This window comes from Burkholderia sp. LK4, from assembly GCF_001043615.1.
Taxonomy (GTDB): Bacteria; Pseudomonadota; Gammaproteobacteria; order Burkholderiales; family Burkholderiaceae; genus Burkholderia; species Burkholderia cepacia.
The window spans coordinates 44,909-67,261 of the sequence record NZ_LDUL01000011.1 but is presented as its reverse complement, the minus strand read 5'-3'; the positions used below and the strand labels follow the sequence as shown (position 1 = coordinate 67,261).

Here is a 22,353-nt window from a genome sequence, read left to right as displayed (position 1 = left end):
ATGCGATTTGCGCATTGTAGGAGTGTGAGCATGCGTGATTCATATAATGAATTTTGCTATCGACAGCGCGAAAACTGCGAAGCGCAGGATCGTCGCGATGGCCGGACGGGCGCGCATGCGTGCCGGTGGCGACGCGTCACGTACCGGAAACGCCAATCGAATCAACGCGATGCGATGCGTGCCGCCTCATCGCGCGCGGCAGCGCGTGCAGGCGGCCGTTCGCGGGTGTCGCCGGCTTCGCGCCGCGCCCGATATCGATATACGCAAAACTTCGTTGGATCGTCTTGAACCGGATGGTTACATGCCCTCACTCTTTTCGACTGACTGAAGCTGGGGGACGCATGAACGTTTCGGGGAACGACGCACGCGGCGCATGGCGGCGCGTGCTGGGCACGGTGGCGGCGCTCGCTGCCGCATGGGGCTTGTCGACGGGCGGCGCGCTCGCCGCGGGCGTATCGGGCGAGCCGGTGGTGATCGGCGTGAGCGGGCCGCTCACGGGCCAGGACGCGCAATACGGCGAGCAATGGAAGCGCGGCTTCGATCTCGCGCTCGACGAGATCAACGGCAGCGGCGGCATCCATGGCCGGCCGCTCGCGATCGACTTCCAGGACAGCCGCAGCGACCCGCGCCAGGCCGTCGCGATCGCGCAGAAGTTCGTCGCCGATCCGCGCATCGCGATCGAGCTGGGCGACTTCTCGAGCGCGACGTCGATGGCCGCATCGCCGATCTACCAGCGCGGGCAGCTGATCCAGTTCGGCTTCACGAACTCGCATCCGGATTTTACAAAAGGCGGCGATTATCTGTGGAGCACCGCGCTGAGCCAGGCCGAGGAGCAGCCGCTGCTCGCGCGCTACGCGGTGAAGGAGCTCGGCTTCAAGCGGATCGCGGTGCTGTACCTGAACACCGACTGGGGGCGCACCAGCAAGGACATCTTCGCGAAGGCGGTGGCCGGGCTCGGCGCGCAGGTCGTCGCGGCCGAAGGCTACCAGCCGGCGGAGAAGGATTTCCGTTCGACGCTCGTGCGCATCGGCGAATCGAAGCCCGATTCGATCGTGCTGATCTCGTACTACGCGGACGGCGCGCAGATCGTGCGGCAGGCGCGCACGTCGGGCGTCACGCTGCCGATCGCGGCGGTCGGCTCCGTGTATTCGCCGAAATTCCTCGAGCTGGGCGGCGCGGCCGTCGACGGTGTGTATACCGAATCGAACTTCTTCCCGGCCGAACCGCGCCCCGAGGTGCAGGCGTTCGTGCAGCGCTATCGCGCGAAATTCCATGCCGATCCCGATTCGTTCGTCGCGCGCGCATACGACGCGCTGATCCTGTCGGCGGAAGTGCTGCGCCGCTACGGCACGACGCGCCAGGCCGCGCACGACGGCTTCGCGAAAATCAGCGACGTGCCGAGCGTGATCTTCGGCAAGGTGCGCTTCGATCCGCAGACGCGTCGCGTCGCGGGCGCGCGCACCGTGTATCTCGTCGTGAAGCAGGGGCAGTGGGCGCTGTGGGACGGCGCGAAACCACAGCTCGCCGCGCGCTGACCCCGAACCGCATGCACGTGACGGACGCATCGTGATGGCTTCCTGGCTCGACTACACGCTCAACGGCCTCATTGTCGGCAACATCTACGCGCTGCTCGCGGTCGGGCTCGCGTTGATCTTCGGCGTGTCGCACCTGATCAACTTCGCGCATGGCTCGGTGTACATGGTCGGCGCATTCATCGGCTGGCTGTGCCTGACGCGCTTCGGGCTGCCGCTGCCGGTCGCGCTCGCGGCGGTCGTCGTCGGCTGCGGCGCGCTCGGCGTCGCGATCGAGCGAATTGGGCTGCGGCCGCTGCGCCACGCGGCGCGCATCGCGCCGCTGCTCGCGACGATCGGCATCAGCTTCATCCTCGACCAGCTCGCGCAGCTCGCGTTCGGCGCGGACCCGCGTGCGGTGCCGACGCCGCTGCCGGACTGGCATCTGCGCATTGCCGGCGCGACGCTCGGCTCGCTCGACCTGCTGATCGCGGGCATCGGCATCGCGGCGGCCGCGCTGCTGTACGGCTTCCTGCGCTTCACGCGGCTCGGCTGGGCCGTGCGCGCGACCGCGCAGGATCGCGACGCGGCGCTGCAGATGGGCGTCGACGTCGACCGCGTGAACCAGACCGTGTTCGCGATCGCGTGCGCGCTCGGCGGCGTGAGCGGGCTGCTGGTCGGCATGTACTACAACAGCATCGATCCGGCGATGGGCTTCCAGGCAACGCTGAAGGGCGTCGTCGCGCTGCTGATCGGCGGGCTCGGCAACGTGCCGGGCGCGATCGCCGGCAGCCTGCTGCTCGGTCTCGTCGAAAGCTACGGCGTCGCGCTGTTCGGCACGAGCTACCGCGACCTGTTCGCGTTCGGACTGCTGATCGTGTTCCTCGTGTGGCGGCCGAACGGCCTGTTCAGCGGGAACCGCACGCTGCCGCCCGAGCCGATGACGGGCACTTTCCTCGCGGCCGCGAAGGCCGTGCGCGTGCCGCGTCCGGTGCTCGTCGCGCTGATCGTATTGGCCGCCGTGCTGCCGTGGCTCGGTGCGTCGCCGTACGTGCTGCAGACGCTCACCAACGCGTGGCTTTACGGGCTGCTCGCGCTGAGCCTCACGCTCGTCGCGGGCACGGTCGGGCAGATCTCGCTCGGCCACGCTGCGCTGCTCGTGATCGGTGCGTATGCGTCGGCGCTGCTGTCGTCGGATCTCGGCTGGTCGCCGGCCGTGACGATCCCGTGCGCGGGTGTCATCACGGCCGTGCTCGGCACGCTGCTCGTCTATCCGGCGTTTCGTCTGCGCGGGCACTACGTGTCGATCGCGACGCTCGGCATCGGCGAAGTGGTGAGCCTCGTGATCCTGAACTGGGATGGCCTCACGCGCGGCCCGCTCGGCATCACCGGTATCGCGCCGCTGCCGTGGGCGAGCACCGCGCGCGCCGCGTACTGGTTCACGTTCGCGGTGCTCGTCGCGTTCGCACTCGTGCAGGTGCGGCTGCTGCGCTCGCATCTGGGCCGCACGCTGCGCGCGGTGCGCGAGGACGACGTCGCCGCGCGCGCACACGGCATTGCGCCGAACCGCTACAAGGCGATCGCATTCGCGGTCGGCGGCGTCGCGGCCGGCGTGAGCGGCGGCATTGCCGCGCACCTGTACAGCTACATCAATCACCAGACCTTCGATTCGCAGGTGTCGATCCTCGCGCTGACGATGGTGATCCTCGGCGGGCTCGGCAACGTGCTCGGCGGCATCGTCGGCGCGATCGCGCTGATCGGGCTGCCGGAGCTGTTCCGCTGGGCGGCCGATTACCGGATGCTGATCTACGGCCTCGTGCTGCTGCTGCTCGTCCGGTTCCGGCCGCAGGGCCTGCTCGGCACGGTGTGAGGAGGAACGCGATGACCACCAATCGACCCTTGCTCGACGTGCAGGGCCTGACGCGCCGCTTCGACGGCGTGACCGCGCTCGACGGTGCGAGCCTGACACTCGCCGACGGCGAGCTGCTGAGCGTGATCGGCCCGAACGGCGCGGGCAAGTCGACGCTGTTCAACCTGATCGCGGGCGCCGACCGGCCTGACGCCGGCCGTGTGACGTTCGACGGCCGCGACATCACCGGTACGGCGCCGGAACGCCTCGCGGCGCTCGGCATCGCACGCACGTTCCAGCACGGCCGCGTGTTCGGCAACCTGAGCGTGCTCGACAACGTGCTGATCGGCGCGCATGCGCGGCTGGGTGCGGCGCGGCCGGGCTGGCCCGCGCTCGGCGCGGCGGCCGAGGTGTGGCGCGCGCTCGTGCGGCCCGAGTCGGTACGACGCGAGGAAGCGGCGCTGCGCGACGAGGCGCGCGACATCATCGCCGGGTTCGGCGAACGGCTTACGCCGCGCATCGATCATCCGGCGCACAGCCTGTCGTATGCGAACCGGCGGCGCGTGGAGATCGGCCGCGCGCTCGCGCTGCATCCGCGCCTGCTGCTGCTCGACGAACCGACAGCCGGGATGAACGAGACGGAGACGGCCGAGATGCTGCAACTGATCCAGTCGCTGAAGGCGCGCGGCCTGACGATCCTGCTGATCGAGCACAAGCTCGAACTCGTGATGCGCGTGTCCGACCGCGTGATGGTGCTCGACAACGGCGTGAAGATTGCCGAAGGCGCGCCGCGTGACGTGCGGCACGATCCGCACGTGATCGAGGCATACCTCGGCCGCCGCCATGCGGGCGGCGCCGACGCGGTACACACCACGCAGGCGGCCGCATGACCGCGCTTGCTTCCGAATCCGACACGACCATGACCGATGCGCTGCTGAAACTCGAACACCTCGACACGTTCTACGGGCCGGTGCAGGTGCACTTCGATGTGAACTTCGAAGTCGGTCGCGGCCAGATCGTCAGCCTGCTCGGCGGCAACGCGAGCGGCAAGTCGACCACGATGAAGCTGATTCTCGGGCTGATGCGGCCGAAGCGCGGCGTCGTGCGCTTCGACGGCGACGACGTGACGGCGCTCGCGACGCCGCAGCGCGTGCGGCGCGGGATCGCGGCCGTGCCCGAGGCGCGGCGGCTGTTCGGCGACATGAGCGTGCGCGAGAACCTGCTGATGGGCGCGTACACGCGCGGCGACCGCACGGCGGTGGCGGAGGACTACGCACGCGTGCTCGACCTGTTTCCCCGCGTGCGCGAGCGGCTGACGCAGCGCGCGGGCACGCTGTCGGGCGGCGAGCAGCAGATGCTCGCGATGGCGCGCGCGCTGATGGCGCGGCCGAAGCTGATCTGCATGGATGAACCGACGATGGGGCTGTCGCCGCTTTACGTCGACAAGGTGCTCGAACTGATCGATGCGATCAACAAGCAGGGCGTGACCGTCTTCATGGTCGAACAGAACGCGAGCCTCGCGCTGGAGATCGCGCATTACGGGTACGTGCTGCAAACGGGGCGCGTCGTGCTGGAAGGCCCGGCGAGGGCGCTGCTCGACGACGAGCGGATCAGGGACGCGTATCTCGGCGGCGAGGTCGCGGCCTGATCGCGCGATCCGGGCCGGGGGCGCGGCGGTGCATGGCCTGGAGAGGTGGCCGCACAAATTCGGACAACCGGATAAGTGGATCGGCGCTGCCCCTCGTAAGCGGTTCGCTAGCGCGGTGGCTGTGCCGCGCCGAGCTGTCATGCGGCTTCGAAATCCATCATCGAGCCGGGGTTGTGTCGAATCCTATCCATTTCATGGATAGCTGCCGCGTCACGCCTTCGGCGATGGTTGCGCCGATGGCCTGATCGAACATCTTCAGCAATGCCGTATCACCCTTGCGCATCCCGAGCGATGCGCCCGCCCCGAATACGCCGCCGGACAATTGCGGCCCCGCCATCGTCAGGCGGGCGTTCGCCGGCTTCTTCATCGCGCCCTGCATGTAGGTCATCGACACGAGCGTGATGTCGATGCGTCCGGACAGCAGATCGAGGTCGGCTTCCTCCGGGGTCTTGTACTCGCGAACGGTCACGTCGCCTTTCAGGTACCGTTCGACGAACGCGCTTGCCACGGACGCTGTCTGAACGCCGATGATCCTGCCCGCGAGCTGCGGCTTGATCGCGTCGACGAATCGCCGCAGGCCGGTGTCGTCCTTGTCCAGCCAGAGGATCGTTCCGTCGCCCGGCAATTTCGCAAGCGGGCTGGACTTCAGGGTAACGAATTTGCTTCCGATCGAGCTATAGGGTTCCGAGAAGGCGATCGTTTCGCGTCGCTTCGGGGTGGCCGAGAGGCCGGACATCAGAACGTCGACCTTGCCGGAAAGCAGCGAGGGAATCAGGCTGTTGAACGGGATGACGACCAGTTTGCACTCGATCTTCATCTTCGCGCACAGAATCCTGTAGTAGTCGATTTCGTACCCGGCCAGCGAGCCGTCGGGGTTGGTGAAGTTGTATGGCCGGAATGCCCCCTCCGTGGCGATCTTGACGGTTTTCCACGGATGGTCCTCGGCTGAAGCGGAGGTGGGCGCGAGCAGTGCGGCAGCCAGCAGGGATGCCGCGGCGGCAAGGGTTATTTTCGCTTTCATGGGGAAGTCCTCTTTTTGCAGGGCGGGGGCCGCCGGCTATCGATGGTTGGAGATGAACGGCCGGAATCGCACGGATCGGCTGCGACCGAACGACTGGTCAGGTGTCCTGTCGTCGTCGATGACTTTGTCTTCGAGGGCGTCGAGCGTGACGCCTTTCGGAACCTCGTGGCGACCAAAGTTCTTTTTCAGCTGATCGACCCGCAGCGCCACTTGCGCATCGTTCCTTGTCGATGTTCCGTTCATCCTCGATCCTCGAATGTCGCGACAGCGGCAGGTTCGATCGGGTCAAGTCGCACCGGACGCGAATCCGGGCGTAAGGCTGTCTCGATGCGTGCGACCAGCATGGTTAACAGCAGATTCAGCGTGAGATAGATCGCGCCGGCAATGACAAATACGTCCAGCGTTCGATAGGTCTCGCCGATAATGCGGGCGGCGATGCCGGTGACCTCCATCAACGTGATGATGGAGACGAGCGACGTCGACTTGACCATCGTCACGACTTCGTTCCCGTATGCCGGCAATGCCTGACGCAATGCCAGCGGCAGCACGATCCGGCGCCATCGAAGCAGGAACGGCATGCCGCATGCCTGGGCTGCCTCGATCTGCCCGTGGGGTACCGACAACAGCCCGCCGCGGATGATCTCGCCGGAATAGGCAGCGGTACACAGGCTCAGCGAGAGCAGCGCGCAGTAGTACGGTTCCCGGAGAAACGGCCACAGAACGCTCTCCTGGATCCACCGAAACTGCCCCGGGCCGTAGTAGATAAGGAAGATCTGCACGAGCAATGGTGTGCCGCGGAACACGAATATGTAAGCGCCGGCCAGCGCATTCAGCGGGGCGCTTCCCGATACGCGCATGGCTGCGAGCATCACGGCAAGCATCAGGCCGGCCATCAGGCTGGCCGAAGCGAGCTGCAACGTCAGCGGTACGCCTCCAAGCAGCGCGAGGAGGGTGTCGTAGGTGAACTGCAAGTCCATTATTGTCGCCTCACTCCACGCGAATAAAAGCGCTCGGCGGTGCGGAGCCCTCGCCCGGTACATGCCGAGATCGCGAGGAACAGGAGCGCCGCCGCCAGGAAAAAATCAAACGGCATGCCGGTGGCGTTCGCGCCGATCTGCGCCTGGCTCAGAAGATCGGCCACGCCGGTGACGGAGATCAGTGCCGACGCCTTGAGTGCCATTTGCCAGACATTGCCGATACCCGGCATGGCGTGGCGCAAGATCAGCGGGATGAGGATCCGGCGCAAACGCAACATGCGCGACATCCCGCATGCCACAGCCGCTTCGATCTCACCCTTGTTCACGGCGTTGTGCGCGCCGCGGAAGACTTCCGTGAGCTGGGCACCCGATGTGATTCCAATGGCCAGCACGCCCGCGATGGTTCCCGGAATGCCGACGAAACCGCTGGCTCCCAGCCACTTTCCGATCTGGGTCAGCGCGGTGCTGCCGCCGAAATAGAACAAATAGATGACCAGCAGTTCCGGAATGCCCCTGAGGACCGTCGTGTACGCCGTGGCCAGCACCCGCTGCGGCTTGCGCCCGCCGATCTTGGCCCAGCAGCCGAGCGCGCCGAATGCGCCTCCTGTCAGCAGGCCGCAGACGGCGACCGCGAATGTCGTGCCGGTGCTGGCCAGAAGCAGCCGGCCCCACCCCTGGCTCGAGAAGCCGAAGATGTCGAAGATGGACTGTTCCATGGTCAATGCGCGGCAGGGAGGGGCAGTTGCACGTCGTCCGGGATCGGATTCCGGAACGGCTCGTCTCCTACGCGTTCACGAAACTCGGCCTTGGCCTGTTCAAGGATGTCAGGGCGCAGATAAAGATGAACGGCCGTGCTGGCCATGATCTTGGCCGTGTGCACCATGCCCTTGTGGGCGATGCCCGACTTCCCCTGGGCGACCAGTTGCCATGAATGGCCGGGTGTGCCGATTGCATACGTGGCCCCGCGTGCCTGCACGGTGGGCGTGACCCAACTGACGCTTCCCACGTCGGTGGACGCAAGCTGCGAGCCATCGCCGACGCGCAGGGGAGCAATGGCGTTGCACAGCACGAGACCCTTTTCCATCTTCATGCCGACACGTCGAAAAGCGGACGAAACGGCTTCCTCGCCGACCGTCGCCTGAAACCGGGCGGCCAAGGCACGATCGGCGTCGTCGAACGCCGGCGGTCCGAGTGCGACGAACTGCGCCTGCATCAGATCCTCGAGGGGCGTGTTGCCTACCACGTTCGCGTCGCCGCTGACGATCTGCGAACGCACGGTCGTCTGGGTCATGAGGGCCGCGCCGCGAGCGATGTCGTCCACCCATTCGCGCAAACGCAGGAGATCGTCCAGATCTGCCGCGCGGACCAGGTATCTGACCGTTGCGCGCGCCTGCACGACGTTGGGTGCGGTACCACCGGTGTCGGTCACGGCATAGTGGATCCGGGCGCTCGCGGGCATATGCTCGCGCATGTAATTCACGCCGACGTTCATCAGTTCCACGGCATCAAGTGCGCTGCGGCCAAGATGGGGCGCAGAGGACGCATGCGATGCGACACCGGAAAAGTGATAGTTGATTTCGTTGCAGGCGAGGGAGACGGGATTGGCGACGCCGGAGAACGCCGCCGGATGCCAGCAGATCGCGGCGTCGACATCGTCGAACACACCGGCGCGGACCATGAAGCCTTTTCCGGCGCCGCCTTCCTCCGCCGGACAGCCGTAATACCGGATCCGGCCGGGCAGGCCGTGCGCTTCCAGATAGTTCTTTACCGCGGCTGCGGCATGCATCGAGCCGGCGCCGAGAAGGTTGTGTCCGCACCCGTGTCCGCAGCCGCCTTCATGGACCGGGTCCCGCTCGTCCACGCCGGCCTTTTGCGAAAGGCCGGGCAGCGCATCGTACTCACCGAGAATGGCGATCACCGGCCCGCCGTGACCGGCTTCGCCCACCATTGCGGTGGGTATGGCGGCAATTCCTGTTACGACGCGAAATCCAAGTTTGCGCAGCAACTGCTCATGCGCCGCGGCGGAAAGGTACTCTTCGTAGTTGAGTTCGGGTGTCTCCCAGACCCTGTTGCTCAGTTCCGTGAATTGATCCTGAATGGCATCGACGCGCGCCCAAACGTCGAGCATTGCATCCACGTGATTCTGCTGCATGAAATTCTCCTGGTTGAATGGATCGAATACCGCCGATTAGCTGCCGTTCCATGTCTTCGACCACGCGCTGGGGAGACATCGACGCGGTCCACAATTCAATGTACGTCGATCGAACGGAGCGAGCGACATGTCGGTGTTGCGTTGGCCCCGTCGATGGTCAGAATTTATGCCGGATCCCGACGCGGACCATCGTCTGGCGATTGCTGTTCGAAGCCGGCAACGCGCTGATCGCCGCGACGGCCGAGCCGCCGGTCGAGTCGGTGCCGGATGCCTTCTGATAGACGGCAACCAGATAGACGTCGGTGCGCTTCGACAGGAAGTAATCCGTGCCCACGGCGGCCTGAAGATATTTCGCCCCCGTATTGGTCGCGCCGTTCGTCTCGCCAACCGAATTGCCCTTCGTGTAGTTGAATGCCGCTCCCGCCAGCAGTGCCGACGTCACCTGGTATTTGAAGTTGATTTCGGCGTTGTTGAACGTTGCGGTGCCCGTGTAATGCATGGCGTTCAGGCCGGGAACCGCGCCGAGATTCATGAACCTGATGTTCGAATACGTCGCACCGATCGTCGCCGCGCCGAACGCGTAGGCGCCGCCGACGCCTATGACCTGATATGTATTGGCGGAAGCGAAGCCGCTGTAGACCGGCGTCGTGACCGCGGACGGCGTACCGGTGCCGGTATTGTTGGCGAACATGCCGGCGTTCGCGGCCGGCGTGCGGGCATTCAGGTACGCGGCACCGAGCGTCAGCGGCCCGTTCGCGTAGCTGGCGCCCAGCGACCAGATCTGGTTTGCCGTGACGTTGCCCGCGACTCCGCCGAGGCTGTACGTGCCGACGAACGTCACACCGGCATAGGTCGGGCTCGTGTACTTGATGGTGTTGTTGCCGCGGTATGAATTGTTGAAGTTGTCGATATCGCCAGCGTGCGCGGACATCGCGGTGCCCCACTGACCGGCGACGGCAAATGCGCCCACGGAGTCGACGACGGCATCGTATTGGCGGCCCAGTGTCACGGTGCCGAAACGACTCCCCAGGCCGACAAATGCCTGGCGTCCGAACTCGAGGCCGCCTTGTCCCAGCTTGCCGCTGCTGGCATCGAAGCCGTTTTCCAGCACGAAGAGCGCGTTCAGTCCACCACCCAGGTCTTCCTTGCCGCGCAGTCCCCAGCGGCTGCCCTGCAATCCGCCGCTCGTCAGGTTGTACAACCGGGAGCCCCCGGCATTGGAGTTGTAGTTCAAGCCTTCGTCGACGATTCCGTACAGCGTCACGCTGCTCTGGGCATACGCGATGCCTGAGAATGTGCCGAGTACGGCGAGGGCATATAACGACTTCTTCATCGATCGATCTCCGTGGATACTGGCTTTTTTGAATGAAACTCTGTTTTCTCTATTTAATAGTTATGCGAAATAATTATCATTGACCCGATGTCGGAGGGATGATCGATCACCCGATCGGATCGTCTTAATCGACCGGCAGCGACAGCGCGCTTGCCCGCGTACGTTCGACCCCGGCTGCCGACGGCTGTGTCGCGTACCGGTAGCGCCCCAGCGTGGCGACCAGGATCGCGGCGGCGAACATGCATCCCGCCATGACGGCCAACGGCAACGAGTAGTTCCGATAATGGTCGTAATACAGACCCAGCAAGGGCGGGACCACGACGCCGCCCAGGCAGAAGGTGGCCATGTTGAACCCGAAGAACGTGCCGAAGGACCGCATGCCGAGATAACGTCTTACCATGTAGGCCATCATGTCCTGCTCGGTTCCGATCGCGAATCCGATCAGGAGACACGCGATTTTCAGAATCGCCAGGCTGTTCGTTGTCTCAAAGAACAGGAAGCCGACTCCGCTCAGCGAAAAGAACAGGCAGGAGATGATCGTCGCGGGAAACCGGTCAACCAGCATTCCGCACAGCAGGCGGCTCACAAGAAATCCCAGGCCCACGACGGCGGGGCCCTGAGCGGCTTCCGCGACGGTGAAACCGCGATCGGAAATCAGCAATGGAATCTGTGACTGGAACGCGAGAGAGCTGGACGCAACGAGAAAAAATACGGCCGTCATGATCCACAGATGGCGTGTGCGGATGCCCTCGGAAACCGTCAGACCGGGCTCGTCCTGGTTTGCCCCGCGCGTTGTGGGGCGGCGCTCCCTGAGCAACAGCATGGCGATCGCGCCGCCGACCACCGGAAACACCGACAGGATCCGATATCCGGTTCGCCAATCGGTCGTCGAAATGAGTTCCTGGGAAACGATCGGCCATACCGACTGGCCGAGTCCGTATCCGACCGTCGCGACCGCGATCGCTGTCCCGAGCCTTTTGTCGAACCACTGGGGAAGAATCGATACGTATCCGAGCGAGGTGGTCGCCGCGCCGCAAAAGCCGATCGCGAACGTCAGCGACGCGATCAGGAAGACCGATCCGTGGACGGACGACAAGACGAAGATCAGCAGCCCGAGCAGTAGCGCGGAGGTGAAGGCCGCGCGCCTGACGCCGAAGCGGTCGATGAAGTGACCGCACACCGGTCCGCCGAACGCGCAGCCCAGCAGCGAAGCGGAGAATACGAGCGACAGTTCGGTTCGTCCCCAGCCGAACTCCGCGAGAACCGGGCGCATGAAGATCGCCAGGCTCGGAAAGAAGAAGCAGCCGAACCCGACGAACCCGCCGATGGCTACGCCCAGCAGGATCGCGGCATATCCCCCTTTCGACAGATCGCTTGCTGTATTGCGCGTCATTTCGGTTTCCTCATACATGCTCTGATGCCGGCCGGATTTCGGGGGGCGGCCGGTACGACATTGGCGTCGACGGTGATGCGCACACATGAAGTCGGTCGGGGACCTGCCGGGACAGGCGTTCGATGTGCTTCGCCCGGGTCAGCTGCGCCTGTTCAGTTGCTGCAAAAGCGCGTCGGTCGACGCGACGTCGGCAAAGCACTGCACCATGTTGCCGAGCGTGGCGTTGTGCTCTTCGTCAGTTCGCGCTGCATTGGCATCGGAGACGAAGACCGTCCGGTAATTGAGCATCATTGCGTCGCGCGCAGTCGACTCGCAGCAAATGTTGCTGACTGTGCCGGTAACGACCACCGTGTCCAGGCCACGGCCTCTCAGGACCTCGTCGAGATCCGAAGCCCCTTGAATGAAAGCACTGAAGCGGGTCTTCGTGCAGAACATGTCCGTCGAAGCCACGGACAGCGCCGGAAAGAGTTCGTATCCGGGATGACCTTGCGACAGGTTCTCGATCATCACGGCCGCGGCATCCGGATCGAGTCGCCGGCCGAACCAGTTGCTCCACGCGTCGGCTTGACCGCGAAAATCCGTCCGGATCCAGCAAACGGTCGCGCCACGTTGTCGAAATGCGTCCGCCAATCGATTGATGGCGGGCACGATCTCGCGGGCGTACACAATCTCCAGTGCGCCGCCGGGCGCAACGAAGGCGTTCTGCATGTCGATCACGAGCAATGCGCATCGAAGCGGGTCGACGTCTTCGAGCGACGTTGCAGGCGTGCCGCGTTGCCGCGACAGGCGAAGGGCGTGATCGGGAATCCTGATCCGGTGCATGCGCTGCTCCTGGCTTGAATCCTTTCCCATGGGAGCGATTCGTGCGGCGTCGTCGATTCGACGGCACGCACGGTCGGCGTGACTTCGTATTACAAATCGATTCGCATCAGGTCATGGGCCAGCCGCAGCGGTCCCGTATAGTTCTTCCGGATGTCGGTCACGATTTCGTCCATCAGGTGCGGCCCCATCTGTTCCACTGGTAGATGCTTGGCGGCCGCGCGTTTCAGTACCGGGCTGGTCGAATCGAAGTGGCCGAAGTGCGTGGCGACGAGACTCTTGACGTTGGCGCGCACGGCGATCCTGCCCAGGTCGGTCGGACTGGTATGCGAAAAAGTGCCCACCCCGGTTTTCGCGCGATGCGCGATGAAGGATTCCGGGAACGTGCATTCATGAATCAGCAGATCGGCGTCTCGTGCCAGCTTGACCATCGCATCGCATGGCGCGGTGTCGCCACTGAACGCGATCACTTTCCCTTCCGCCTCGACCCGCACGCCAAAGCACTCGCATACCTCGCGCGGGATGTGCTCGACCCAGTCGACCGAAATTTTCACGTCGTCGTCCTGGAACACCACACCAGGGCTCACTTCCCGCACCTCGGGTCGTATCGCCTCGAGATTCTGTTGCCGGATCGGGTAGGCACTGCGTGCGCGGAAGTCGGTCTGGTACGCGCCATGCTCGAACAGGTGATCGACGAAGTGCCGGGTGCCTTTCGGTCCGAGCACCAGCGGCGCTCCCGTTTTGTTGAGCATCCAGCTCGAAATCACGAAATAGGGGTAGTCGCAGATGTGGTCGTGATGCAGATGTGTCAGGAACACGAACCCCACGGACGCCGGGTCGATATTGGCGCGCACCATCTGCCGGGTTGCCCCTTCTCCGCAATCGAACAGAAAGTGGCGGCCGTTGTTCAACGTCAGCAGGATGGCCGACTGTGCGCGGTCGGGATCGGGCAGCGCGGCGCCGGTTCCCAGCATCGTGATCTTCATGGCGTCTCCGCATTTGATGTTTGAGTGACGGCCAGTATAGTTCCGGCATAAATGACCAATTGATGAAGTTTCGTGGCGTAGTGAACACCAGGAGGAATCACCGAATGACTGCAGATTTTGAGGTTCCGTCGATCCGGCGCATTCGCTCGAGCTTGCGCATCCGCCATCTGGAACTCCTGCTGGCGCTGGACGAATTGCGCAGCCTGCACAAGGCGGGCGAGCGGATGAACATGACCCAATCCGCGGCCAGCAAGCTGTTGCGGGAAATCGAGGTGATGTTCGGTGTACCGCTCTTTTTACGATCGCGCAGGGGGATTACGCCGACCGCGTTCGGCACGGCACTGTTCGGCAAGGCGTCGCTGCTGCTCGCGGATCTGGACGGTGCGCGCGACGAACTCGACAGCCTGGCACGCGGCGGGGCGGGCCGAATTCGCATTGGCGCGCTGCAGGTTGCGTTGCCGGTGCTGGTACCGCAATCGCTGGCACGGCTGCGCGAGGAACAACCGGGCATCACGATGATGGTGCAGGAAGGCGCGAGCGACGTTCTGCTGACGGCGCTCGCACACGGTGAACTCGATTGCGTGCTCGGCCGAATGACGCGACCGATGGAGTCCGACAATTTCCGTTGGGAGGTGCTGTATGACGAACCGGTATGCGTGGTCGCCCGCGTCGGGCATCCTCTAGCCAGGAAGCGGAAGATTACGCCGGAATGCCTGGCGCGCCAGGCGTGGATCCTGCCGCCTCGCGAAGCGCCGCTGCGTCAAACGATCGAACACTATTTCGTCGCGCATCGCGTCGAGCTGCCGAAGGTGGGTATCGAGTCGGTGTCGGTGCTGACAAATGCCGTGCTGATTCGTGACACGGACATGATCGCGGCCATGCCGCTGACGATGGCGCATCTCTACGAGGCGTTGGACATGCTCGCGATTCTGCGATTTCGCCCCGACTGGATGTTGCCCCCGGTTGGGATTGCGATGCGGGCCGGAGCATTGGAGTCGCCCGCGTTCGCGTCTTTTCTGTCCACGCTTCGCTCGGTGGCGCGGGAGTTGAAATCGGGGATGCCTTCGTAGTCGGCGGAGGATTCTCGCCGATCTATCTCATTACTGAATCAACGGAAGATAAACGCGACGACCGCGTCGCAATGCGCATCGATCGCTTTCTCGTCGAGCGCGTCGATGCCGTGCGCGTAGCGCATTTCCGCGGTCAGCAGGTACGGCACCTGCGCGATCGCGGTAATCATGTACAGCAGCACGACCGGGTCGATCCGCGCGAGCCCGTCGGTCGTTTCGCTGACATAACGCACCAGCGGCACCGAGCGATCGTGGCGCGGCCGCACGAAGGTTTCCGCCATCCACTTCAGGCGTTCCGAATCGCGATTGGCCTCCTGCATCATCAGCCGCGCGTGCTCGGGGTGCGCCGCGCAATAGCGCACGTAGTTGCGGATGTACTGCTTGACGGCGTCGATCGAGAACGTGTCCGACGCCGGGTCCGGCAACGCGACGCCTTCCATGAACCGGTCGAACAGCTGCGTCACGCTGGCGCGCCATAGGTTCTCCTTGTTGCCGAAGTAGTAGCGGATCATCGCGTGGTTCACGCCTGCCGCGTCCGCGATGTCGCGCAGGCTGACCGCGTCGAAACCGCGGGTCGAGAACTGTTCGAGCGCGATCCCCAGAATGTCCGAACGGGTCTGCTCGCTGCGTTCCTGCTGTGCCTGCCGTGCAATCTGCATCTGTCCTGTCCTTGATCGAATCCCCGGATTGTGCCGTCCGCGCGGATCGGCCGCAACGGGCCGTCCCGACCCGCCGCTGCGCGCCGGGGCGACCTCCTGGTCCGCCCGGGTCGGGGAAAACCCCGTCGTCGTTGCCGCCTTTACCCGCTTGACACATACGCTCAAAACAATAATTATCCACGCGGATAATTATTTGGCGGAAACAGTTCGGCTGACGGTGCAAGCGTGGTGTCGGCCGGTCCCATTCATACGAAGTAACGCGTGATGACATCCTCGACTCGACTGCAGACCCCCATCGAATCGCCGGCCGCCGCGAGCGTGGCGCCGGCGGATTGTCCCGACGCCCGTGCGCGGGAGACCGAAGCCCGCATGACCGACGACGAGCGGTTTTCGCTGCTCTACAGCCTGATGGTGCGCGTGTTCGGCCGCACCGGCCGCGAGCCGCGCGTGCCGGCCGACCTGCCCGTCATCGCCGGCTACGTCCCCGGCGTGCCGCGCCTCGGCGTGCCGGCGCTGAAGCTGGCCGACGCCAGCCTCGGCCTGCGCCATACCGAAACCGCGGACGAGCGCGCGACCGCGTTCCCGGCCGGGCTGGCGCTCGGCGCGACCTTCCATCCGGCGCTGGCGCGCACGATGGGCGCGGCGATCGGCAAGGAAGCGCGCGCACGCGGCTTCAACGTCGCGCTGGGCGGCGGCATCAATCTGGTGCGCGACGTGCGCAACGGTCGCAACTTCGAATACGTATCGGAAGATCCGCTGCTGTCCGGGCGGATCGGCGGCTGCGTGGTGGCCGGCACGCAGCGCGAGGGCGTGATCGCGCTGCTCAAGCACGTGTCGCTCAATGCGAGCGAGACCAACAAGTTCTTCCTGAACGCCGTGATCGATCCGGATGCGCATCGCGAGAGCGACCTGCTCGCGTTCCAGATCGCGATCGAGGCGGGCGATCCCGGCGCGCTGATGACCGCGTACAACCGGGTCAACGGCGAGTACACGAGCGGCAACCGGCACCTGATGCAGGACGTCGTCAAGGACGCGATGGGCTTCAAGGGCTGGATCATGTCGGACTGGCGCGCGGTGTACGGCTGGGAGTCCGCGCTCGCGGGCCTCGACCAGCATTCGGGCGCGCAGCTCGACGAGGCCGAGTGGTTCAACGAGCCGCTGCGGCGCGCGTACGACGAAGGCAAGGTGCCGCCGGCGCGCATCGGCGAGATGGTGACGCGCATCCTGCGTTCCTGTTATGCGGTCGGCATCGATCGCGAACGCGCGCCGGAGCCGGTCAATTTCGCCGCGCACGACGCGATCGCGCTGCAGATTGCCCGCGAGGGCATCGTGCTGCTGAAGAACGAACGCGAGGTGCTGCCGCTCGCGCAAACGGCGCGGCGCATCGCGGTGATCGGCGGTTTCGCGCAGGCGGGTGTGCTGTCCGGGTCGGGCTCCAGCCAGGTGATGCCGCACGGCGGTTATACGGCGGTCGTGCCGATTCGCAGCCATCCGCTGCTCGGGCCGACCGCGATGTGCATCGGCGGTGCGTCGCCGCTCGCGGCGCTGCGTGCGCAACGGCCGGACGCGATCGTCGAATACGACAGCGGCGCGCACGTTGCGGACGCGGTCGCGCTCGCGCGCCGCGCCGACGTCGTGATCGTCAACGCGATCCGTCACGAAGGCGAGCGTTTCGATTGTCCGGACATGACGCTGCCGTTCGGCCAGGATGCGCTGATCGACGCGCTGGCGCGCGCGAACGCCAATACGGTCGTCGTGCTGCAGACCGGCAACCCGGTCGCGATGCCGTGGAGCGGCGAAGTCGCCGCGATCGTGCAGGCGTGGTATCCGGGGCAGGCGGGCGGGCAGGCGATCGCCGAGATCCTGACGGGCCGCGTCAATCCGTCGGGCCGGCTGCCGGTCACGTTCCCGGCCGACGTCGCGGATACGCCGCATCCGGCGCTGCCGGGTGCCGATGTCGAACTCGGCACGCCGATCGAGGTGCACTACCACGAGGGCGCGGAGGTCGGTTATCGCTGGTTCGCGAAGACGGGGCGGTCGCCGCGTTTCGGCTTCGGCTTCGGGTTGAGCTATACGCGCTTCGCGTACGACGACCTGCGGCTCGAAGGCGGCGACACGGTAACGGCGCGTTTCACGGTGACCAACACGGGCACGCGCGACGGCGACGACGTGCCGCAGCTCTACCTGACGGATGCATGCGGCGAGTCGCGCATGCGGCTGCTCGGTTTCGAGCGCGTGACGCTGCGCGCGGGCGAATCCGTCCGTGTGTCGCTGAAGGTCGATCCGCGCCTGCTGGCCCGGTTCGACGGACAGGCCGGACAGTGGCGGATCGACGGTGGCACGTATCGCATCGCACTGGCGCATGCGGCGACCGATCACGCGATCGTCGGGGCGGTGCAACTCGACGGGCGGGTGTTCGGGCGCTGAGCGGACGGCGGCGGACGATGAATGGAGAGGTTATGGACGAATTGATGGTTGTATCGGCCCGCAAAACGGGCAACCGGTATCTCGGCGTGACGCTGACGGTCGCCTTCGTCGGCGTCTGGCTGGCGATGTTGCCGTATCCGATGGTGATCCTGCCGATGCTGGCGGAACGAATCTCGCCGACCGACAAGGCAGCCGTGCTGGCGCGGGCACTCGGCATCGGCTCGTTCATCGGCCTGATCGCGCAGCCGATCTTCGGTGTGCTGAGCGATCACACGCGCTCGCGCTGGGGCATGCGCAAGCCGTGGATCCTGGGCGGCATGCTGGGCGGGCTCGGTGCGATGGCCGTCATGGCGACCGCTCGCACACCCGCGCAGCTCGCGCTCGGATGGGGGCTGATGGCGTTGACCTTCAATTCGACCTTGAGCGGTCTCAACGCGGTGCTGCCGGATCAGGTCCGCTCCGAAAAGCTCGGCGTCTATTCGTCGCTCGTCGGATTCACGCCGCCGATCGGTGTGCTGCTGGGCGTCGGGATCGCGAGGCAACTGGCGCCCGACCTCGTTTCGATCGCGCTGGTACAGGGGGCGATCGCGCTGGTGGCGATTGTCTGCTTCGTCATGCTGACGAACGACCGGAAGCTGGATGCCGGCCACGTGAAACCGTTGCAGTGGCGGCAACTGGCGGCGAGTTTCTGGACCAATCCGGTCAGGCATCCCGACTTCGCGATCGCGTGGCTGTCGCGTGCGCTGGTGCTGTTCGGCGTAAGCAGCCTGCAGTACTACCTGCTGTTCTATCTGCGCGACCGGATCGGCCTGTCGACGAAAGAGACGCCGCACGCGATGTTCCTGTGTCTGCTGGTGGCCACGACGGCCATGACGGCCAGCGCACTGGTGTTCGGTCGCCTGTCGGATCGGCTGCGGCGCCGCAAGGTCTTCGTGATCGGGGCCGGCATCGGGATGGCGCTCGGGTTTCCGGTGCTCCTGTTCTGCACGACGTTCCCGCAATTGCTGGTCGTGATCGCGTGGATCGGCGTGGCGCAGGGCGCGTATCTGGCCGTCGACCTTGCGCTGGTGACCGAAGTGCTGCCCGATCGTAATGCCGCGGCAAAGGACATGGGCGTGTTCCATCTCGCGAACGTAGTGCCGCAGTTGTCCCTGTCCCTTCTCGCCACCTGGCTGACGGGGCCGGGCGGTGCGATCCGCTTCGACGCGCTGTTCATCGCGGCAAGTTGCGCGGTGTTGCTCGGCGGGATCGTCATCGCCGCGATCAGGTCGGTTCGTTGACCTCGACGCGTATTTTTCCAACGGATATTTCATGAACACGAAGCCCAATTTCGTCATCATCGTCGCGGACCAGTTGCGTGCCGACTGCGTTCACGCGGTCCATCCCGCGACGCCCGTCCTCACGCCGAACCTCGACCGGCTCGCCGCCGGCGGCGTCGCATTCACGCAGGCATTCGGACAACACAGTGTCTGTTCGCCGTCGCGCGTGTCGTTCCTGTCGGGACAGTATCCGCACGTGGCCGGCCATCGCACGCTCGGTTACCTGCTGGGGCCGGACGAGCCGAATTTCCTGCGGGTCTTCAAGGAAAACGGCTATCACGTCGCGATGGCAGGCGGTCGCGGCGACTCGTTCGCGCCCGGCGCGACCGAGCGTTCGGCGCACGAGTATGGCTTCCTGCCGGAGGAGACGCGGCGAAGCGCGGCGGAATTCCTGCAGAGCAAGACGAAGGGAGATCCTGCCGACCCGATGGTGCGTGCGTTCTTTCGGGGGGAGCGTTCGAAGGAGCAGGCCGCGATCGAATACGACGAAGTGGTGATCCGCACGGCGGAGCATTGGCTTGCCGCTCCGCCCCGCGAGCCATGGGTGCTGTATGTCCCGCTGTTCGCGCCGCATCCGCCGTTCGAAGCGGAGGAGCCGTGGTTCTCGATGTACGACCGCGCCGCGGTGCCCGAGCGTGCCGTCGGCAGTGGCCGGATGCCGGCGTATGTCGATGCGCTGTCCAGCGCGCATGGATGGGACCAGCTGACCGATGCGCAATGGCGGGAACTGCGCGCCGTGTACTACGGCATGGTGTCGAGACTCGATCATCATGTCGGCCGCGTGATGGACGCGGCTGCCCGGGCCACGGAGCCGGAGCGCCTGATCACCACGTTCTTTTCGGACCACGGTGAATACCTCGGGGATTTCGGGCTCGCCGAGAAGTGGCCGTCGGGCGTGCACGAATGCCTGTTGCGCAATCCGCTGATCGTATCGGGCGCGTCCGGGCCTGAGGTGGCCGGCACGACCTCGAGCGCGATGGTCGAGATGATCGACGTGTTTCCCACGCTGCACGAGCTGGCGGGGCTGGAAGCGACGCATGCGCACTACGGGAAGAGCTTCGCACCCTGCCTTCGGGCGGCCGGAGAGACGCATCGGGAGCAGGTGTTCAGCGAGGGCGGCTTCCTGACCCGGGAAGTCGACCATTTCGAGCAGGCCGGCTTTCCGTACGACATCAAGGCGAAGCTGCAAAGCGGGCAACCGGAAACCGTGGGCAAGGCCGCTGTCATCCGGACGCCGGAATGGACGTATGTGTGGCGCCTTTACGAGGCGCCCGAGCTGTATCGGCGCACGACCGATCCGAGCGAGACGACGAACCTGGCCGGCCAGCCGGAGTATGCCGACATCGAGGCCGGGCTGCTGGAGCGCCTGTTGCGCTGGCAAGTCGAGACGGCCGACGTCCTGCCCGCCTCGAAAGGCTCTCGTTTCCCGCCGGTCGATTTGCCGCGACCCGGCGAGTGGAGTGCGCAGGAAGATCGATAGGCAATAACCGGGCGCGAAGGCGGCACGTTCAGTACGCATTCGCGTCCGGCTCGCACAGGGCTCGGAGAAGCCCGGTTCGATGTAGTCCGGTTGAACATGCAATTTAATAAGGATTATTAATTATTGGAGGAGTGGCGTGGTGAGGAGACTGACATTAGGTGTGATTGCGCTGGTGATTGGCGGAAGCGCGCACGCGCAGTCGAGCGTGACGTTGTTCGGCACGCTCGGCGGCGGCGTTCGATGGACCGATGGCGGGAAGGGCGGGCAGCAGGTCGGCTTCGACAACAATTCGATTGCGGGCAACTCCATCGGTTTCACGGGCAAGGAGGACCTGGGCGGCGGCGTGCGGGCCGTCTTCATGCTGCAGAGTGGCTTCAATTTGGGCACCGGTGCGCTGAAGTCGTCGAATACGCTTTTCTCGCAGCGGGCGTACGTCGGACTGGAGGGGGGATTCGGCCGGCTGACGCTCGGGCGCCAGCTGAACGCCGCCGAAGACATTGGCGTTCAACTCGATCCGAATCAGGCCAATGGCTCGACGCTTGCGATAACGCCCGGCATTGTCTGGGGCGGCAATTTCTTTACGCTCGATGCCCGTTTCAACAACACGGTCAAATACGTCGGCCGGCTCGGCGGATTCGCGCTGAGAGCCAGTTACTCACCGGGCGGCGTGGCCGGCGACTGGCACACTGGGACAAACCTGGCCGTCGGCGCCAGCTATCAGTTCCGCTCGCTGCTGCTCGCGGCCGCGTACCAGAAGACCTACAGCGCCACCACCAACCAGTGGGCGCAAACCGCAATGGGCGGCGCGACGTGGCAACTCGGGCCGACGCGGCTGTACTTGAGCTACAGCACGCTGGCGGTTTCCGCGGCGAGCGCGGCCGGCAGCGAGCGGCGCGACAACATTCCCGGGGTCGGCATCGTCTACCAGATCACGCCGACGTTGCAGTTCACCGGCGCCACCTATTACGACATGGCCAGCAACCTGAAAAACGTTGCCGGGGCGGATGGCCGGAAGACAAGCTCGTACGCGATGCTCGAGTACTTCCTGTCGAAACGGTCGGAACTCTACGTGGAGTTCGACCGGAACGGCTTCTCGGGGGCCTACAAGAAGGATCCGACGAACGTTTCGGCACTGAACCTGCGCCCCGACGGGCGCACGGTGAGCGGTGTGTCGATCGGGGTCATGACGCAGTTCTAGAAATATTGCCCATGGCGTCGCGGCGCATGAAGCGGCGCGATGCCAGGGCATCACGGGAGAAACGACATGCAGGTTGGTAGAACGGGACGCCGCTACCTTGCGGCAGCGATGATCGCATTGAGTGCACTGAGCGCGGCGGCTCAGGAATCGAAGGGTGGGGCGGCATCGACGCCGGAAGCGGTATCGGCAACATCGGCGGCAGCGTCAGCTGCGTCGGCCTCGGGCAGCGAGTCGCGCAAGGCGACGAAGGCGGCCGATCGCAAGTTGCGCAAACAGGTGGCGGGCGTGCTGGCGCGAACGAAGCGTCTCGATGCGAGCCGTCTGCTCATCTTCGCGAAGTCCGGCGTCGTCACGCTGTCCGGCGAGGTGGCCGATGCCGAGCAGGCCGCGCTGGCCGTGTCGGCCGCGCAGCGCGTACCGGGCGTCGGCGAGGTGCGCAATCGGTTGCGCATCAGTCCGCAGACCCGCTGAGACGGGAACCCTTTGAATCATCGCATGCGTTGCATCGGGC

21 protein-coding genes are annotated in these 22,353 nt (G+C 65.2%); 11 read left to right on the top strand and 10 right to left on the bottom strand.

Annotation, left to right across the window (positions count from 1 at the left end):
- Positions 1-46: 46 nt before the first annotated feature.
- Genes VK92_RS41550 through VK92_RS07460 form a run of 5 tightly spaced genes read left to right on the top strand, consistent with a single transcriptional unit; the run spans position 47 to position 5,008 of the window.
- Positions 47-328, top strand: coding sequence for a hypothetical protein (locus tag VK92_RS41550; RefSeq protein ID WP_156187212.1), 282 nt, complete (start codon positions 47-49; stop codon positions 326-328).
- A 13-nt stretch (positions 329-341) separates the two neighbouring features.
- Entirely contained in the window at positions 342-1,535 is a 1,194-nt protein-coding gene (locus tag VK92_RS07475) for an ABC transporter substrate-binding protein (protein ID WP_021158383.1), read from the top strand.
- A 34-nt stretch (positions 1,536-1,569) separates the two neighbouring features.
- Complete coding sequence (locus VK92_RS07470) at positions 1,570-3,381, top strand: ABC transporter permease (protein ID WP_048020383.1); 1,812 nt, start codon at positions 1,570-1,572, stop codon at positions 3,379-3,381.
- An 11-nt stretch (positions 3,382-3,392) separates the two neighbouring features.
- Positions 3,393-4,250: an ABC transporter ATP-binding protein gene (locus VK92_RS07465; RefSeq protein ID WP_048020381.1), complete on the top strand. Its 858-nt coding sequence runs from the start codon at positions 3,393-3,395 to the stop codon at positions 4,248-4,250.
- The gene (locus tag VK92_RS07460; protein ID WP_048020380.1) at positions 4,247-5,008 is read left to right on the top strand and encodes an ABC transporter ATP-binding protein; all 762 of its coding nucleotides are present in this window, start codon (positions 4,247-4,249) and stop codon (positions 5,006-5,008) included. The genes VK92_RS07465 and VK92_RS07460 overlap by 4 nt, the downstream gene beginning before the upstream one ends.
- A gap of 157 nt (positions 5,009-5,165) precedes the next feature.
- Here the strand turns inward: VK92_RS07460 and VK92_RS07455 are convergent, their stop codons facing one another.
- From VK92_RS07455 to VK92_RS07415, 9 genes are all read right to left on the bottom strand, one after another.
- Positions 5,166-6,029, bottom strand: coding sequence for a transporter substrate-binding domain-containing protein (locus tag VK92_RS07455; RefSeq protein ID WP_048020378.1), 864 nt, complete (start codon positions 6,027-6,029; stop codon positions 5,166-5,168).
- Positions 6,030-6,065: 36 nt separating this feature from the next.
- Positions 6,066-6,272, bottom strand: a complete 207-nt coding sequence (locus tag VK92_RS07450) for a hypothetical protein (protein ID WP_048020376.1) — start codon at positions 6,270-6,272, stop codon at positions 6,066-6,068.
- Positions 6,269-7,006 carry an ABC transporter permease gene (locus VK92_RS07445; RefSeq protein WP_048020375.1) on the bottom strand — a complete coding sequence of 246 codons (738 nt, stop codon included), beginning with the start codon at positions 7,004-7,006 and terminating at the stop codon, positions 6,269-6,271. The genes VK92_RS07450 and VK92_RS07445 overlap by 4 nt, the downstream gene beginning before the upstream one ends.
- A complete protein-coding gene (locus VK92_RS07440) occupies positions 7,006-7,722 on the bottom strand; it encodes an ABC transporter permease (protein ID WP_048020374.1) in 717 nt (238 codons plus the stop codon). Before VK92_RS07440 ends, VK92_RS07445 begins: the two co-directional genes overlap by 1 nt.
- A gap of 2 nt (positions 7,723-7,724) precedes the next feature.
- Positions 7,725-9,158 carry a M20 family metallopeptidase gene (locus VK92_RS07435; RefSeq protein WP_048020372.1) on the bottom strand — a complete coding sequence of 478 codons (1,434 nt, stop codon included), beginning with the start codon at positions 9,156-9,158 and terminating at the stop codon, positions 7,725-7,727.
- Between the two features lie 157 nt (positions 9,159-9,315).
- The gene (locus VK92_RS07430) at positions 9,316-10,491 is read right to left on the bottom strand and encodes a porin (protein WP_048020370.1); all 1,176 of its coding nucleotides are present in this window, start codon (positions 10,489-10,491) and stop codon (positions 9,316-9,318) included.
- A gap of 124 nt (positions 10,492-10,615) precedes the next feature.
- Positions 10,616-11,884, bottom strand: coding sequence for an MFS transporter (locus VK92_RS07425; RefSeq protein WP_165589144.1), 1,269 nt, complete (start codon positions 11,882-11,884; stop codon positions 10,616-10,618).
- 138 nt (positions 11,885-12,022) lie between these two features.
- Entirely contained in the window at positions 12,023-12,736 is a 714-nt protein-coding gene (locus VK92_RS07420; RefSeq protein ID WP_082160791.1) for a cysteine hydrolase family protein, read from the bottom strand.
- A 59-nt stretch (positions 12,737-12,795) separates the two neighbouring features.
- Positions 12,796-13,689, bottom strand: coding sequence for an MBL fold metallo-hydrolase (locus VK92_RS07415; RefSeq protein WP_048020365.1), 894 nt, complete (start codon positions 13,687-13,689; stop codon positions 12,796-12,798).
- Between the two features lie 104 nt (positions 13,690-13,793).
- Here VK92_RS07415 and VK92_RS07410 point away from each other — a divergent pair, with 104 nt between their 5' ends.
- Positions 13,794-14,759, top strand: coding sequence for a LysR substrate-binding domain-containing protein (locus VK92_RS07410; RefSeq protein ID WP_048020364.1), 966 nt, complete (start codon positions 13,794-13,796; stop codon positions 14,757-14,759).
- 38 nt (positions 14,760-14,797) lie between these two features.
- Here VK92_RS07410 and VK92_RS07405 read toward each other — a convergent pair whose 3' ends face one another.
- Positions 14,798-15,418: a TetR/AcrR family transcriptional regulator gene (locus VK92_RS07405; protein WP_021158387.1), complete on the bottom strand. Its 621-nt coding sequence runs from the start codon at positions 15,416-15,418 to the stop codon at positions 14,798-14,800.
- Positions 15,419-15,787: 369 nt separating this feature from the next.
- Here VK92_RS07405 and VK92_RS07400 point away from each other — a divergent pair, with 369 nt between their 5' ends.
- The 5 genes from VK92_RS07400 (at position 15,788) to VK92_RS39190 (ending at position 22,313) form a co-directional block, all read left to right on the top strand.
- Complete coding sequence (locus tag VK92_RS07400) at positions 15,788-17,845, top strand: beta-glucosidase family protein (RefSeq protein WP_048020362.1); 2,058 nt, start codon at positions 15,788-15,790, stop codon at positions 17,843-17,845.
- A 32-nt stretch (positions 17,846-17,877) separates the two neighbouring features.
- A complete protein-coding gene (locus VK92_RS07395; RefSeq protein WP_048020360.1) occupies positions 17,878-19,125 on the top strand; it encodes an MFS transporter in 1,248 nt (415 codons plus the stop codon).
- A 31-nt stretch (positions 19,126-19,156) separates the two neighbouring features.
- Positions 19,157-20,644, top strand: coding sequence for a sulfatase-like hydrolase/transferase (locus VK92_RS07390; protein ID WP_048020358.1), 1,488 nt, complete (start codon positions 19,157-19,159; stop codon positions 20,642-20,644).
- Positions 20,645-20,783: 139 nt separating this feature from the next.
- A complete protein-coding gene (locus VK92_RS07385) occupies positions 20,784-21,842 on the top strand; it encodes a porin (RefSeq protein WP_048020443.1) in 1,059 nt (352 codons plus the stop codon).
- Between the two features lie 66 nt (positions 21,843-21,908).
- Positions 21,909-22,313: a BON domain-containing protein gene (locus VK92_RS39190; protein ID WP_048020356.1), complete on the top strand. Its 405-nt coding sequence runs from the start codon at positions 21,909-21,911 to the stop codon at positions 22,311-22,313.
- The last annotated feature ends 40 nt before the right edge of the window (positions 22,314-22,353 follow it).

Excerpts from the sequence above, each read along its gene's own strand:
- VK92_RS41550 (WP_156187212.1), top strand. The coding sequence starts at position 47 with ATGAATTTTGCTATCGACAGCGCGAAAACTGCGAAGCGCAGGATCGTC.
- VK92_RS07475 (WP_021158383.1), top strand. The coding sequence starts at position 342 with ATGAACGTTTCGGGGAACGACGCACGCGGCGCATGGCGGCGCGTGCTG.
- VK92_RS07425 (WP_165589144.1), bottom strand. The coding sequence starts at position 11,884 with ATGACGCGCAATACAGCAAGCGATCTGTCGAAAGGGGGATATGCCGCG.
- VK92_RS07445 (WP_048020375.1), bottom strand. The coding sequence starts at position 7,006 with ATGGACTTGCAGTTCACCTACGACACCCTCCTCGCGCTGCTTGGAGGC.
- VK92_RS07390 (WP_048020358.1), top strand. The coding sequence starts at position 19,157 with ATGAACACGAAGCCCAATTTCGTCATCATCGTCGCGGACCAGTTGCGT.
- VK92_RS07405 (WP_021158387.1), bottom strand. The coding sequence starts at position 15,418 with ATGCAGATTGCACGGCAGGCACAGCAGGAACGCAGCGAGCAGACCCGT.
- VK92_RS07460 (WP_048020380.1), top strand. The coding sequence starts at position 4,247 with ATGACCGCGCTTGCTTCCGAATCCGACACGACCATGACCGATGCGCTG.
- VK92_RS07415 (WP_048020365.1), bottom strand. The coding sequence starts at position 13,689 with ATGAAGATCACGATGCTGGGAACCGGCGCCGCGCTGCCCGATCCCGAC.
- VK92_RS07435 (WP_048020372.1), bottom strand. The coding sequence starts at position 9,158 with ATGCAGCAGAATCACGTGGATGCAATGCTCGACGTTTGGGCGCGCGTC.
- VK92_RS07410 (WP_048020364.1), top strand. The coding sequence starts at position 13,794 with ATGACTGCAGATTTTGAGGTTCCGTCGATCCGGCGCATTCGCTCGAGC.
- VK92_RS07420 (WP_082160791.1), bottom strand. The coding sequence starts at position 12,736 with ATGGGAAAGGATTCAAGCCAGGAGCAGCGCATGCACCGGATCAGGATT.
- VK92_RS07430 (WP_048020370.1), bottom strand. The coding sequence starts at position 10,491 with ATGAAGAAGTCGTTATATGCCCTCGCCGTACTCGGCACATTCTCAGGC.
- VK92_RS07470 (WP_048020383.1), top strand. The coding sequence starts at position 1,570 with ATGGCTTCCTGGCTCGACTACACGCTCAACGGCCTCATTGTCGGCAAC.
- VK92_RS39190 (WP_048020356.1), top strand. The coding sequence starts at position 21,909 with ATGCAGGTTGGTAGAACGGGACGCCGCTACCTTGCGGCAGCGATGATC.
- VK92_RS07395 (WP_048020360.1), top strand. The coding sequence starts at position 17,878 with ATGGACGAATTGATGGTTGTATCGGCCCGCAAAACGGGCAACCGGTAT.
- VK92_RS07440 (WP_048020374.1), bottom strand. The coding sequence starts at position 7,722 with ATGGAACAGTCCATCTTCGACATCTTCGGCTTCTCGAGCCAGGGGTGG.
- VK92_RS07455 (WP_048020378.1), bottom strand. The coding sequence starts at position 6,029 with ATGAAAGCGAAAATAACCCTTGCCGCCGCGGCATCCCTGCTGGCTGCC.
- VK92_RS07465 (WP_048020381.1), top strand. The coding sequence starts at position 3,393 with ATGACCACCAATCGACCCTTGCTCGACGTGCAGGGCCTGACGCGCCGC.
- VK92_RS07400 (WP_048020362.1), top strand. The coding sequence starts at position 15,788 with ATGACCGACGACGAGCGGTTTTCGCTGCTCTACAGCCTGATGGTGCGC.
- VK92_RS07450 (WP_048020376.1), bottom strand. The coding sequence starts at position 6,272 with ATGAACGGAACATCGACAAGGAACGATGCGCAAGTGGCGCTGCGGGTC.